The 12525-nt window shown below is 63.4% G+C and carries 15 protein-coding genes; 7 read left to right on the top strand and 8 right to left on the bottom strand.

All coding sequences use genetic code 11. From position 1 onward, the window contains the following. Window positions 1–5 precede the first annotated feature (5 nt). The gene (gene mddA / locus HBA99_RS17205) at window positions 6–776 is read left to right on the top strand and encodes a methanethiol S-methyltransferase (RefSeq protein WP_070922493.1); all 771 of its coding nucleotides are present in this window, start codon (window positions 6–8) and stop codon (window positions 774–776) included. 15 nt (window positions 777–791) lie between these two features. Here mddA and HBA99_RS17200 read toward each other — a convergent pair whose 3' ends face one another. After that, window positions 792–1400, bottom strand: a complete 609-nt coding sequence (locus tag HBA99_RS17200; RefSeq protein WP_070922462.1) for a TetR/AcrR family transcriptional regulator — start codon at window positions 1398–1400, stop codon at window positions 792–794. A gap of 66 nt (window positions 1401–1466) precedes the next feature. Between HBA99_RS17200 and HBA99_RS17195 the strand changes: the two genes are divergently transcribed. Together HBA99_RS17195 and HBA99_RS17190 are read left to right on the top strand one after the other, a co-directional pair. Continuing rightward, the gene (locus HBA99_RS17195) at window positions 1467–1889 is read left to right on the top strand and encodes a hypothetical protein (protein WP_070922463.1); all 423 of its coding nucleotides are present in this window, start codon (window positions 1467–1469) and stop codon (window positions 1887–1889) included. Continuing rightward, the gene (locus HBA99_RS17190; RefSeq protein WP_070922464.1) at window positions 1886–3205 is read left to right on the top strand and encodes a cytochrome P450; all 1320 of its coding nucleotides are present in this window, start codon (window positions 1886–1888) and stop codon (window positions 3203–3205) included. Before HBA99_RS17195 ends, HBA99_RS17190 begins: the two co-directional genes overlap by 4 nt. Before the next feature lie 131 nt (window positions 3206–3336). On the opposite strand, the gene HBA99_RS17185 is transcribed toward HBA99_RS17190, so the two are convergent. Then, window positions 3337–3723: a DUF5997 family protein gene (locus HBA99_RS17185; protein ID WP_070922465.1), complete on the bottom strand. Its 387-nt coding sequence runs from the start codon at window positions 3721–3723 to the stop codon at window positions 3337–3339. A gap of 28 nt (window positions 3724–3751) precedes the next feature. On the opposite strand from HBA99_RS17185, the gene HBA99_RS17180 reads away from it, so the two are divergent. Then, a complete protein-coding gene (locus HBA99_RS17180; RefSeq protein WP_070933212.1) occupies window positions 3752–4465 on the top strand; it encodes a LysR family substrate-binding domain-containing protein in 714 nt (237 codons plus the stop codon). A gap of 25 nt (window positions 4466–4490) precedes the next feature. On the opposite strand, the gene HBA99_RS17175 is transcribed toward HBA99_RS17180, so the two are convergent. Then, window positions 4491–5216: an alpha/beta fold hydrolase gene (locus tag HBA99_RS17175; RefSeq protein WP_070933214.1), complete on the bottom strand. Its 726-nt coding sequence runs from the start codon at window positions 5214–5216 to the stop codon at window positions 4491–4493. A 219-nt stretch (window positions 5217–5435) separates the two neighbouring features. Here HBA99_RS17175 and HBA99_RS17170 point away from each other — a divergent pair, with 219 nt between their 5' ends. Further along, entirely contained in the window at window positions 5436–6173 is a 738-nt protein-coding gene (locus HBA99_RS17170) for a maleylpyruvate isomerase family mycothiol-dependent enzyme (RefSeq protein ID WP_070933216.1), read from the top strand. Here HBA99_RS17170 and HBA99_RS17165 read toward each other — a convergent pair. The 3 genes from HBA99_RS17165 to HBA99_RS17155 are packed head-to-tail and all read right to left on the bottom strand — an operon-like array spanning window position 6153 to window position 8905. Further along, window positions 6153–6797 (bottom strand): YoaK family protein, encoded by a 645-nt coding sequence (locus HBA99_RS17165; RefSeq protein WP_070933477.1) that lies wholly within the window; start codon window positions 6795–6797, stop codon window positions 6153–6155. The genes HBA99_RS17170 and HBA99_RS17165 overlap by 21 nt on opposite strands. Window positions 6798–6827: 30 nt before the next feature. Further along, complete coding sequence (locus HBA99_RS17160) at window positions 6828–8021, bottom strand: geranylgeranyl reductase family protein (protein ID WP_070919259.1); 1194 nt, start codon at window positions 8019–8021, stop codon at window positions 6828–6830. A gap of 29 nt (window positions 8022–8050) precedes the next feature. After that, on the bottom strand, window positions 8051–8905 hold the full coding sequence (locus HBA99_RS17155; RefSeq protein ID WP_030097098.1) for an SDR family oxidoreductase: 855 nt from the start codon (window positions 8903–8905) through the stop codon (window positions 8051–8053). Window positions 8906–9091: 186 nt separating this feature from the next. Between HBA99_RS17155 and nrdF the strand changes: the two genes are divergently transcribed. After that, window positions 9092–10054: a class 1b ribonucleoside-diphosphate reductase subunit beta gene (gene nrdF / locus HBA99_RS17150; protein ID WP_057968770.1), complete on the top strand. Its 963-nt coding sequence runs from the start codon at window positions 9092–9094 to the stop codon at window positions 10052–10054. A gap of 121 nt (window positions 10055–10175) precedes the next feature. Beyond that, complete coding sequence (locus HBA99_RS17145; RefSeq protein WP_030097100.1) at window positions 10176–10505, top strand: DUF3349 domain-containing protein; 330 nt, start codon at window positions 10176–10178, stop codon at window positions 10503–10505. Here the strand turns inward: HBA99_RS17145 and HBA99_RS17140 are convergent, their stop codons facing one another. Together HBA99_RS17140 and HBA99_RS17135 are read right to left on the bottom strand one after the other, a co-directional pair. After that, window positions 10506–11027, bottom strand: coding sequence for a hypothetical protein (locus HBA99_RS17140; RefSeq protein WP_070933218.1), 522 nt, complete (start codon window positions 11025–11027; stop codon window positions 10506–10508). A 10-nt stretch (window positions 11028–11037) separates the two neighbouring features. Continuing rightward, the gene (locus HBA99_RS17135; RefSeq protein ID WP_070933220.1) at window positions 11038–12489 is read right to left on the bottom strand and encodes an LLM class flavin-dependent oxidoreductase; all 1452 of its coding nucleotides are present in this window, start codon (window positions 12487–12489) and stop codon (window positions 11038–11040) included. Between the last annotated feature and the right edge of the window lie 36 nt (window positions 12490–12525).

Here is a 12525-nt window from a genome sequence, read left to right as displayed (position 1 = left end):
ACGCGATGAGACGGCTATTGACCATAGGTTACGGTGCGATCAGCTACGTGATCTTTCTTGCGTCATTTCTCTACTCGATCGGCTTCGTGGGGGACTTCCTGGTGCCGCGCACTGTCGACAATGGTCTTGCTTCCTCTGTCACAGACGCTTTCGTAGTGAATGGCGTCCTGCTCGGGTTGTTCGCCGTGCCCCACAGTGTGATGGCCAGGCCTGTGTTCAAACGTTGGTGGACACGGCTCGTGCCGTCGACCATCGAACGCAGCACCTATGTGCTCGTGTCGAGTCTTCTTCTTATTCTTCTATTTTGGCAGTGGCGCACGATGCCTGCAGTGGTCTGGAATGTGAGCTGGGCGCCGGGTCGCATCGGCTTGCTTGCGCTGTTTTGGCTCGGGTGGGCCATCGTGCTCGCCTCGACGTTCATGATCAACCATTTCGATCTGTTTGGGCTACGCCAGGTCTATCTCGCCTGGAAGGGCACGCCCTACAGCCATCTCGACTTCCGGGTGACGCTGCTCTACCGGCTGGTGCGCCATCCCTTGATGCTCGGTTTCATCATCGCGTTCTGGGCCGCGCCGACAATGACGGCTGGGCACCTGCTATTCGCAATAGCGACAACGGCTTACGTCTTGATTGCGCTGCAGTTCGAGGAGCATGATCTGCGCCGGGATCTGGGCGAGCCGTACCGTGAATACAGCGGCCGCGTGCCGATGCTGATACCTGGCGCCCGGCTCCGCAAGCGCGACGTTCAACCCAGCGAAGATCCCTCTGGCTCGTAGAAAGCCTGATAGCCGTCACGAGGAGTTATCGCTCACCGGCACGAGTGCGCCGAGCGTCGCGATCGCCTGCAGCACTTCCTCGGAGTTGGGGATAGCGGTCGGGTCAGCGATCCACTGGATCATGAGGCCATCGATGATCGCCATCAGCACCGTGACGATTGTCGGTAGCGACTCGGGTGGTTCGATATCCGTTCCGGCCAGCGCAGCCTTGGCTAAATCAACTGAATGCTGGCGAACCTCGGCATAACCAGAGGCAAGGCGGTCTCGTAAATCCTGCGAGCGCAGCGCGGGTGCGTAGGACTCGATGCAAGCGTGGACAGCGGGCCGGATCTGTGCGAAGGAGTCGATTGTCGCGGCCAACACCGCCCGTATCTGTTCATACGGACTGGTGGCCGCGCTCTGGTCAAAGGCCTGCTGGACGCGCTGGTTCCATGTGGCGAAGCACTGGCCCAGGGCGTCGTTGAGCAGGGCTTCCTTGCTGCCGAAGTGGTAGTTGATCGAGGCGAGATTCACCCCTGCGGTGCGCACGATGTCTCGCGAACTCGTGTTGCCGTAACCACGTTCCTGCAGGCAATCAAGGGCACCTTGCAGGAGCTTCTCGCGGACGGTGGCCGAATCTTGCATACCCACATACTATCGTGGTAATCAAACGTTTGTGACAAACGTTTGATCACCAATTGAGGAGCGAGTATGGCAAACGACATTGTGGGTTTCGTTGGTGTGTATAACGGCGATGGCGGCGTCCGCGGTGAGCTGGCTTGGGTGCTGGGCAAGCTGCGCGGCACCGCCTCGTGCGCGCTGTGCGACATCACCCATCGTGGTGTCCGAACCAACCCGCAGTGGAAGGACCTTGCCTGCACGTTGGGGGTGCCTATCGATTTGGTACACCGTAATGAACGGTCTGCCGAGATTGAGCGGCTCACTGGTGATGTGACTCCCGCGGTGGTGGCCCAGACCACTGACGGTGACTACGTCGTCATGGGGCCCGAAGACTTCACCGGCGCATCCGGTGATGCGGTCGCGTTTGTGCGAACGCTGCGTCACGCATGCGAGGTCAAGGGCTTGGTGTGGCCCGGCCATGATGTGGCAGAACTCGGCGAGTCGGCGCGATGAACGTGACCTTGCCTCCGGGTCCGCGGTTGCCGCGGTACGTGCAAAGCGTGCTGTATCTGAAGTTCCGGGAACGGTTCTTGCCGGCGATGCGCCGCAAGTATGGCGATGTCTTCTCGCTGCAGGTGCCCCCCTATGCGGACAACCTGGTTGTATACGCGCGCCCTGAGCACATCAAGGAGATCTTCGCTGCCGACCCGAAAGTCCTGCACGCCGGTGAGGGCAACCAGATCCTCAGTTTCGCGATGGGCGAGCACTCGGTACTGATCACCGACGAGGACGAGCACGCGCGGATGCGCTCGCTGTTGATGCCCGCTTTCACTGGTGCTGCCCTGCGCGGATACCGCGCCATGATCGAGTCGGTCGCCGCCGAGCACATCGGCCAATGGCCGGCAGCCGCAGAGATCAGTGGCCTGGACCGGATGAACGCGCTAACTCTCGACATCATCTTGCGAGTCGTCTTCGGGGTTACCGACCCAAATATCAAGGCCGAATTGACTACCCGGCTGCATGCCATCATCAACATCCACCCCGCGATCTTCGCGGGGTTACCGTACCCGGCACTCAAACGCTTCCCGCCGTGGAAAGGCTTCTACGACAACCAGTGCAAGATCGACGCGATCCTCTACCAAGAAATCGCCGCCCGCCGCGTGGCCGTGGATCTGCCCGACCGCAGCGATGTGCTTTCCCGGCTCCTGCAAGGCAAAGACCCGGCAGCAGCTCCTCTGACCGATGCCGAACTGCGTGATCAGCTCATCACCTTGCTTCTGGCCGGGCACGAAACTACCGCCGCCGCATTGTCCTGGACGCTGTGGGAACTGGCCCAGAACCCGCCGATTCAAGCTGAGGTCGTCGCGGCGGCGTCCCGTGGCGATGAGCGTTACCTGGAAGCGGTCCTCAAAGAGGGGATGCGCCGCCACACCGTCATCGCATCCACCGCACGAAAGCTGACCACCGACACCGAGATCGGCGGTCGGCCTCTGCCCAAGGGAACGGTGGTGAACACCTCGATCGTATTGGCGCACGCCAACGAGGAATCACATCCCAAACCCGCCGAGTTCCGGCCCGCCCGCTTCCTGGACGGAACGGTCGCTACGAACACGTGGCTGCCATTCGGCGGCGGCGTACGCCGATGTTTGGGTGCAGGATTCGCCCTTACTGAGGGCACGGTGATCCTGCAAGAGATCTTCCGGCACTTCACCATCAGCCCCGCAAAGCACCTATCCGCTGAAACACCATGGGTCCGCAACATCACCACCGTCCCCAAACACGGTGCACGCCTATGGCTATCACCCCTGCACGACAGGATGCCCGCCTAGTGGCCCACGCCGACAACAAGACGTTCGGCCGGATCAGCAGTTTCAGCGCACGCCGCCATCCCGCAGCTCGAAGTCACCGTGTCGAACTACCCGGTACCCTTCTTCACGCCTGCGAACCTCGCTGCTCGGGATCAGCTTTCGCGGGCCTTGTCCGCGTGCAGCGCCTTCACGCGTCGCTGTTCGCGTAGCACCTCTTGGTAGCTCTCGCGTTCGGCGATCAGCCATGGCGGCTTCTCCTCGAGCAGCTGATCGATCTGCTCAGTGGTCAGCGCGCCCTCGACACCCCCGCGGGTGAGACCGGAAATCGAGACGCCCAGCTTGGCTGCCACCAGGTTCTTCGGGTGCGGTCCATGCTTGCGGAGGTCTTTGAGCCACTCGGGCGGGTCTGCCTGCAGGGCGGCCAGCTCGGCGCGGGTGATCGGGTTCTCCTGGAACTCCGCAGGGGTCGCCTGTAAGTACACGTCCAATTTCTTCGCCGCGGTGGCGGGTTTCATGGACTGCGCGTTCGGCCTGCTCATGGCATCAGCCTATCGGTAGCCTGATGCGGTGACCCCGCCATCGCTCACTCTCGGGTACGTCCCCGGCGGGACGCCCGCGAAGTGGGCCCGTATCTGGGCGGAGCGTCATCCCGGGGTCCCGCTGCAGTTGCGAGCGGTCACCGCAGCCGACGCGGCGGACGCGGTGCGGGCCGGCACCGTCGATGTGGCCTTGCTGCGGCCGCTATCCGATTCGGCCGGGCTGGCGGTGATCCCTCTCTACGACGAGACGACGGTGGCCGTGGTTCCGGTTGATCACCATCTCAGTGCCGCCGACGCGATCACCGCGGCGGACCTCGATGGCGAGCCGACGCTGGTGCCGCTCGATGATGTCCTCGACTGGGACAACGTTCCCGGGGTTCCGGTGGAGCATCGGCCCGAAACCACCGAGGACGCCATCGAACTCGTCGCGGCGGGGTTAGGAACGCTCATTGTCCCGCAGTCCTTGGCGCGGCTCTATCACCGTAAGGACCTCACCTATCGCCCGATCGCCGACGCGCCCACGTGCCCGGTGGCGCTTGCCTTTCCGGAGGGCACGCAGTCGGCACTGGTCGAGGAGTTCATCGGCATTGTGCGTGGCCGCAAACCCGGTTCATCGCGGGGACAGACCGAGGCGGCGCCAAAACGTACCGCCCGGGAGAAGACCCTGGCCAAGCAGGCCGCCCGCGCCACCGCGGGCAAGGTCGCCCGTAAGCCGGGCCGAACCGAGCGTGGCCGGCGCTGACACCGAGTGAAGTGGTGTGCGCCGGTTAGACCGGGGTATGTCGTTTCAGGAACTCGGACACCGTTTCTCGTGCAGCGGAAAGCTCCTCGGGCTCTTTCCACCGTTCGATGAATTGCGCATCCGGTACCGCGTCCACAAGTGCGCGACTGGCGATCGCGGGATGGAACCTGTCGTCACCGTTGAGGACGAGCAGCGGAACCCGGATATTCTTCAATTCCGCGTCGGGCACACTGAAGACTCGATTGTCGTTGATGAACAACGCATTCCAATATTTCTGCCATGCGGTGTCATCGGCTTCGGGGTGAGTTGACGCCAAGCCTGTCGACCACTCGTCGAAGATCTCCCGAAATGTGGCGAGATTGTCGTCCTGGCCGATGGTCTGCGCCACCACCGCGGCGGTGATCCGTTCCGGTGCGGTGGTGGCGAGTTTGGCGATGAAGGAGCCACCGATGCACATGCCCAGGATGTGGAAGCGGTCGATGCCCAGGTGATCGAGCAGGCTCAACTGATCGGACGCATAGGTCGCCCAGGTCTCTCGGCCGGTGACCCTGGCCGAGGACTGGCCTGCGTTGCGCTGATCCATCGTGATGACGCGATAGTGGGCGGAGAGTTCCTGGATGGGGTTCCATGCGACGCGTTCCCAATACGGAATCGATGAGCGCAGGCCACCGGGCGCAAGCAACAGGATGGGGTGTCCGGAGCCCTGTTCCTCGTAGTAGAGGCTGGTGTTCTCTGCATCGAAAAAAGGCACGTCACGACTCTACTGATCGTGTCTGTTCGGCGATTGCGGTAATGAGGTGGCCCCGCTGCGTGGGTTGTTGTCGAGCACGAGAACATGCATGCGTAGTGGCATGCACGGCGGCGGCACGCGATGACGATCATGTCGCGCGAAACTCGCCGCACCGTATCTGTTCGGTCAATTGAGCGGACTCGGGTCTCGGCACTTGCCGGATGCTGGTATGACTGCCGTATGACACCCGATCAGTGGCTAGAAGCGCTGCGTACCGGGATTGCGGCGGTCGTCGCGACCCCGCCCGAGCATCTGGACCGGAAAGCGCCGTCCTGCCCTGGCTGGACAGCACGCGACGTCGTGGCCCATCTCGGCGGAGTGCACCGCTGGGCCGTGGGAGTCGTTATCGGTCACAAGATTCCGTACGCGGATGTCGACCCGGAGGCTCCGACAGGGGAGACCGTCATCGGGTGGTATGCCGATCGCGCAGATAGCCTGGTCGCTGCGTTGACGTCGAACGACCTTGATGCGCCGACGAAGTCGCCGTTCGGTGAGCGGCCGGTGCGGTTCTGGTATCGCCGGCAGGCCAACGAGGTGGCGGTGCACCGCTGGGACATCGAGCACGCATACCGGGGCTGGGACGCCGCCCCCATCGACGAGACCCTCGCGGCCGATGGCATCAGCGAGTGGTCGGAGCTCTTCACACCTAGGCGTATCGGGCGTGACGGCGGCACCCCGGAGGACCTACGGGGAGCGCGAATACTTCTGCACGCCAACGACGCCGACGGCTCCTGGCTGTTGCGTGCCGATGCCGACGGCATCGGCATCGTGGACGACGACGCGGAACCGGACGCCACGATTACGGCGTCGACGTCTGACCTATTGCTGGCGCTATGGCACCGGGTTCCGTTGTCACACTTGACGGTCGATGGAGATGTGGCTCGTGTCGAGCGGGTGCTAGATCTGGTCCGGATCTAAATCCGCAGGGCTGGAACGGCGCACCAACCACGTGGTGATAGTGGCGATGAGCAGCAGCGCCAGGCCAATCCACAGTGCGTTGAGTCCGATGCGGTGGTAGGTCGCCGCACCCAGGACGGCGCCGACGGTCAGGCCCGCCCAGAGTGTGATGTAGCGCAGCCACACCCACCGAGGGCCGCCGAAGAACGCATCGACGAGTCGCTGCCCGGCCTTGACCACCGTGCCGGTGATGTAGGTGAGGCCCACCTGGACTTCGCCGGAGCGCTGGAAAACCGAGTTCATGGAGCCCATCGCGAGTGCCGTCAGGAGCAGCGCCGCGACGCCCGCGCCTAATTCCTGGGTGATCGCCGCCGCCGCCACGGTGCTTGAGGCAACCGCCAGGACGGCGACCCGTTCATGTTCGCCGCTGATGCGTGATGCGACCGCGCCGACCATCACTCCGATGAAGAACATGCCGATCAAACCGGCCGCCTTGTACGCGGATTCCCAGTGCTGGGTGGCGGTTGACGCCGCCATCCTGGTCGTGTTCCCGCTCATGAAGGACAGGAAGTACCCGCCCAGATGCACGAACCCAATCGCATCGAGAAACCCCGCGACAGTGGATAGTCCGGTGGCGAGCACCATCTCACGCCGCCGGATCGACCACACGGCGAATCAGTGCTTGTGACCGGGGCCTTGAGCCCGCTTGTACAAGGCCTTGAGCATGTTGTCGCGGAAGGTCGCGTTGTCCATCAGCTTGATGCCCTTGTCGCACAGCCACGGATTGCCCAGCGCGCGGTGCATGATCCGCCCGCGGCGGTACTCCCGGCCCCAGGCGTCGTTCATCCGCTGCTGGTAGTTGGTGAAGTCCTGTGGCCCGGCGTTCTGCAACGCCGCCACCGCGCATTCGCCTGCCGCCAAACCGGATTCGAGCGCCTTGGAGATGCCGGCGCCACTGACCGGCTTACCCGCGCCCAGCGCGTCGCCGGCGAACAGCACGCCGGGACGCCAGGGCGGCCACGCGGTGAATCCCATGGGCAGGCGCCAGGCGCGCACACCCTTGTTCTTGCGCAGCTCGGCCAGGTCGGGTAGCTCCCACTCCCTGGGCAGCTTCTTCATGTAGGTGTCGAGCACCTGCGCGGCGTTGACGTCCTGCCACTTCTTGTAGCTGTTGACGTACCCGATGCCGATGTTGATGCGTCCGGCGCCGAGTGGGAAAACCCAGCCGTATCCGATCAACGCGTCGTTGTTGTGGTGCAGTCGCAGGTCGATGTCGAGCATGTTGGAGTCTTCGCGGTTGGCTTCCATCTCGGCCCGGATCGCAATCGCGGTGTATCCCTTGACCTCGGAGTCGAGGTTCATCGCGCGCTTGATGGGGGAGTAGGCGCCGTCGGCGACAATCACCGCGTCGGCCGAGATGGTCTCGCGAGATCCATTCGCGGTTTTGACTTCGATGCCCTTGACCAGGTCGCCGTCGCCGATTGGGGCCACTGCCTCGGTGGACTGGCGCACTTCCACGCCTGCGGACTCGGCGTGCTTGAGCAGCAGGGTGTCCAGCTCAGGGCGGCGCACCACATGTCCGTGATCGGGCATACCGGGACGCTTGGGGAAGGTGAGTTCCCAGACGCTGCCGCTGTCCACGCGCACACCATCGACGCGATGGAACTGGGCGACCTCATGGGCCAGGCCCATTTTCTGTAGGTAGCTCACCGCACGGGCGGTCAGGCCGTCGCCGCAGGGCTTATCCCGCGGGAACTCGGCCTTGTCGACGAGAACCACGCTGGCGCCGGTACGGGCGGCTTGCCAGGCCGCGGATGACCCGGCCGGGCCTCCGCCGACTACCGCAATGTCGTAGTGCTTCTCGCTCACGTATCAAATAGTAAGGGCCGAGAGCGCGGCTATTCGCCGTCGGGCTTGGTCACGCCCAGGCTCGAACCCGCACGGTTCTCGTATGCGCTGCGTGCGTTGGTGTCGATATCGAGGAACACGCGATCGGTTCCGGTCTTTTTGCTCATGAACCGGCGGACCTTGGTGGGCAGGGAGTTGACGATCGTGGTGACGGCACCGAGTGGCTTGGGGACGGTGACCTGCACGCGCGGTTTCTCGATGATGCGCACCACGGCCGCGGCGATGTCTTCGGGTTCGACGGGTTTCTGGGCGCCGGTCGAATCGGTGCCTGCGATCAACTCGGTGTTGGTAAACGTCGGCAGTACGGCGCTGACCTGGACCCCTTGTGGCTCGAACTCGTCGCTCAGCGCGCGGGACAGCCCGACAACACCGAACTTGGACGCGTTGTAGACGGCCATGCCGGGGGCCGCCATCAAACCGGCCACCGAGGCGATGTTGACGATCTGACCGCCGCGACGCGCCACCATCTCGGGAAGTGCCAGGCGACAGCCGTTGATGACGCCGTACAGATTCACCTCCAGCATCGACCGAATCGCGCCGTCGCTCGTGGACAGGAATGGTCCGATCGGCATGACACCCGCGTTGTTGATGAGCACATCGACAGGTCCGCCGGCACCGGCTGCCTCCAGAAAACGCTTGAACGAGGTGGGGTCGGTCACGTCCACGGGGTGGGCGTCGACATTGCCTTCTTCTTTGAGGCCCTCGACGGCCGCGCCGAGTGCCTCAACATCACGGTCGCCGATCACCACGCGGGCGCCGCGCCGCAGCAGGGCGGTGGCGGTGGCGTAGCCGATACCGCGCGCGGCACCGGTAATGGCGATGTTCTTACCCGTGATTTTGTCCATGACCACGGACTTTACACGTGTCAAGTTTGTGTCACTGGGAATTCTGCCGAATGAGTTCGACACGCTTAACCACAACACGTTGTGTTGCGCCGCGATGTCGGCCCCCAGGGGTAGTGTCTGTCCCACAGTCAGCGAATCCCGCGAATCTGTTCGACGTTCTCCAGGAGTGGTCTCGTGAGTGAAAAACTGAAGCTGGTCAGCCGCGTCTCGGCGATCAACTGGAACCGGGTTCCCGATGAGAAGGATGCCGAGGTCTGGGACCGGCTTACCGGTAACTTCTGGCTTCCCGAAAAGGTGCCGGTATCTAACGACATTCCGTCGTGGAACACCCTCACCGATTTCGAAAAACAGTTGACCATGCGGGTTTTCACGGGCCTGACGCTGCTGGACACGATTCAGGGCACCGTGGGAGCGGTCAGCCTGATCCCCGATGCGATCACTCCGCACGAGGAGGCGGTGTACACCAACATCGCGTTCATGGAGTCGGTGCACGCCAAGAGCTACAGCTCGATCTTCTCGACGCTGTGCTCCACGCGCGAGATCGATGACGCGTTCCGCTGGTCGGAGGAGAACCCGAACCTGCAACGCAAGGCCGAGATCGTCATGCAGTACTACCGGGGCGACGAGCCGCTCAAGCGCAAGGTTGCCTCGACCTTGCTGGAGAGCTTCCTGTTCTACTCGGGCTTCTACCTTCCGATGTACTGGTCGAGCCGAGCCAAGCTCACCAACACCGCCGACATGATCCGCCTCATCATTCGTGACGAGGCGGTGCACGGGTACTACATCGGCTACAAGTTCCAGAAGGGTCTGGAGCGCGTCGATGAGGCCACCCGCGCCGAGATCAAGGAGTACACCTACGACCTGCTCTACGAACTGTACGAGAACGAAACCGATTACACCGAAGACCTTTACGACGAGGTCGGGCTCACCGAGGACGTCAAGAAGTTCCTGCGCTACAACGCGAACAAGGCCCTGATGAACCTGGGTTATGAGGCGCTGTTCCCGCGCGAGGAGACCGACGTGAACCCGGCGATCCTTTCGGCGCTGTCACCGAACGCCGACGAGAACCACGACTTCTTCTCCGGGTCCGGTTCCTCGTACGTCATCGGCAAGGCAGTGAACACCGAAGACGAGGACTGGGACTTCTAGATCTTCTACTGCTGAACAGTCCCTCGACGCCGGGGGGCTGTTCGCCGAGAACAAATGAACGGCCGGTGAACTGTACTGATGTCACCTCGCGCTGTGAACCTGCTGCAGGGACACTATTAGCGTGACGAGCACATCGATTATCGGTTCGATCCTGTCTTGGCTGTCTGCGGGATACCCCGAGGGAGTACCCCCCACGGATCGGTTTCCACTGTTGGCGCTGTTGCGCCGCACGCTGACCGAAGAGCAGGTCAAGGAAGTCGTCGCCAAGCTGACCGACCCCCAGTCGTCTGCACAGATCGACGGTGTGGTGAGTCAGGACGAGATCGAGAAGTTCATCACGGACGTGACGAAGGATGAGCCGACCGCTCAAGACATTTCGCGGGTGGCCTCGCGCTTGGCCGCAGGTGGCTGGCCGCTTGCCGGCGTGGACTCCACCGCGCTCAACGCGTAACTAGAACGCCCAGTTGCGTTCTGGGCTGAGTACGAATCCGTGTGTACCGCGGAGATCGTCCACCAAACACGCCGTGGTCTTGGGTGCCGGGGTGGCACATGTCAACGTGGTCTGGCTGCCGTCGTCGTTGTGCACTGGGGCGGCTATCCGTACCAGGTGATGGCCGGGCAGCACTGGGACACGGGACAAATCGGGGTTGCCCTGCGATTCGCCCACGGTCGCAGGGGCGCCGTTGTTCCGTGCATAGCTACCCAGATCCAGTTGCGCCGACCCGGAGCCCTTAGGCCCGATGCAGGTCCACTGAAAATACGGATTCCATCCGGCGCTTTCACACAAAACCCCATCGGGTGTCGCGAACCGGTAGACCTTGACGCTGAAGTACTGCCGGGACTCGACGGCGGGGAGCCCGCTGATGTCGGGGAAGCCCGAGGGCGGGTCGGCGGCAGCGGAACCAGCGCTAACGGTTGTCGCGCACAGCAGCGCGACCGATGCGCACACGCCTAGCCTGACGCTGCTCTTCATACACGGAAATCTACCGCCCGCGTGTCGGAGCCGGTGCGGTGGAACCCGACGACGAGGGAACGGTCGAGGGACGGTCGATGATCGTCGAGAGCGGCCCGCCGATTCGGTACTTGGCCCCTCGGTGCTCGTCGGGGAGGCGATCACCCTTGCCCAGCAGCTTGTGGCGCAATGTCCCTGATGCGTACTCGGTTTGGTAGGCGCCACGTTCGGTCAGCACCGGAACGACGTACTCGATGAAGTCCTCGAAAGTGCCGGGGGTGATCGCGTAGGCCAGATTGAAGCCGTCGACATCGGTTTCCTCCACCCATTCCTGCAGGGTGTCGGCGACTTCGGCGCCCGAGCCGACCACACGCGGTCCCATGCCACCGATTTCGCCCCACTCGGCGATATCGCGCACCGTCCACTCCCTGCCATCATCGGTGGCGGACTGGAACGCTGCGACCGCCGACAGGATCGCGTTGGAGTCCACGTTTCCGATGGGTTCGTCCAGGCCGTAACGGGCCAGATCCACGCCCATCCAGCCGGACATGAACACCAGCGCGCCCTCGGCGCTGCCGTAGCTCAGCAGCTCTCGGTGCTTGGCGTGCGCTGCTTCGGAGTTCTCGCCGGTGACCACGGTGGTGAGGTTGAAGATCTTGGCGGAGTAGGGGTCTCGCCCGGCGAGCTCCAGCTCGCGGCGGATGGTGGTGACCGTCTGGCGTAGCAGCTCTTTGGTGGGGGCCGCGGTGAACACGGCCTCGGCGTTCTCGGCGGCGAAGCGCACCCCGCGCGGTGAGGATCCCGCCTGGTAGATCACCGGGGTGCGCTGCGGCGATGGTTCCACCAGGTGCACACCGGGGACGGTGAAATGCGTTCCCTCATGGCCGATGTGATGCACCTTGTCGGGATCGGTGAAGACACCACGCGCGGCATCGCGGACAACGGCGTCATCCTCCCAGGAGCCCTCCCAGAGCTTGTAGAGCACCTCCAGGTACTCGTCGGCGTGGTCATAGCGGGCATCGTGCGCGGGCTGGTCGGTCTGTCCCATGTTGCGCGCCGCGGCGGGCAGATAGCCCGTGACCACGTTCCATCCGACCCTGCCTCCGGTGAGGTGATCGAGGGTGGATAGCCTGCGCGCGAACGGATATGGGTGTTCGAATCCGGTGCCCGTGGTGACTCCGAAGCCAAGATGTTCGGTGACAAGGGCCATCGCCGAGACCAGGAGCAGGGGATCGGCGACCGGTATCTGCGCTGCCTGGCGGATAGCGGCCTCATCGCTGGCGTCGTAGATGTCGTAGGTGCCGAGTACATCGGCGATAAACAGTCCGTCGAAGCGACCGCGTTCGAGGAGCTTGGCCAGATTCGTCCAATAGGACAGATCCTTGTACCGCCACGACTGGTCGTCGGGGTGCCGCCATAGGCCGGGGGATTGGTGCGCAACACAATTCATATCGAACGCGTTGAAGCGGATGACGCGGGTCATCCCCTCAGCATCGGCACCCCGACGACATCAGTCACC

Source organism: Mycobacteroides chelonae (genome assembly GCF_016767715.1).
Lineage (GTDB): Bacteria > Actinomycetota > Actinomycetes > Mycobacteriales > Mycobacteriaceae > Mycobacterium > Mycobacterium gwanakae.
This window is presented reverse-complemented; position numbering and strand designations above follow the sequence as displayed.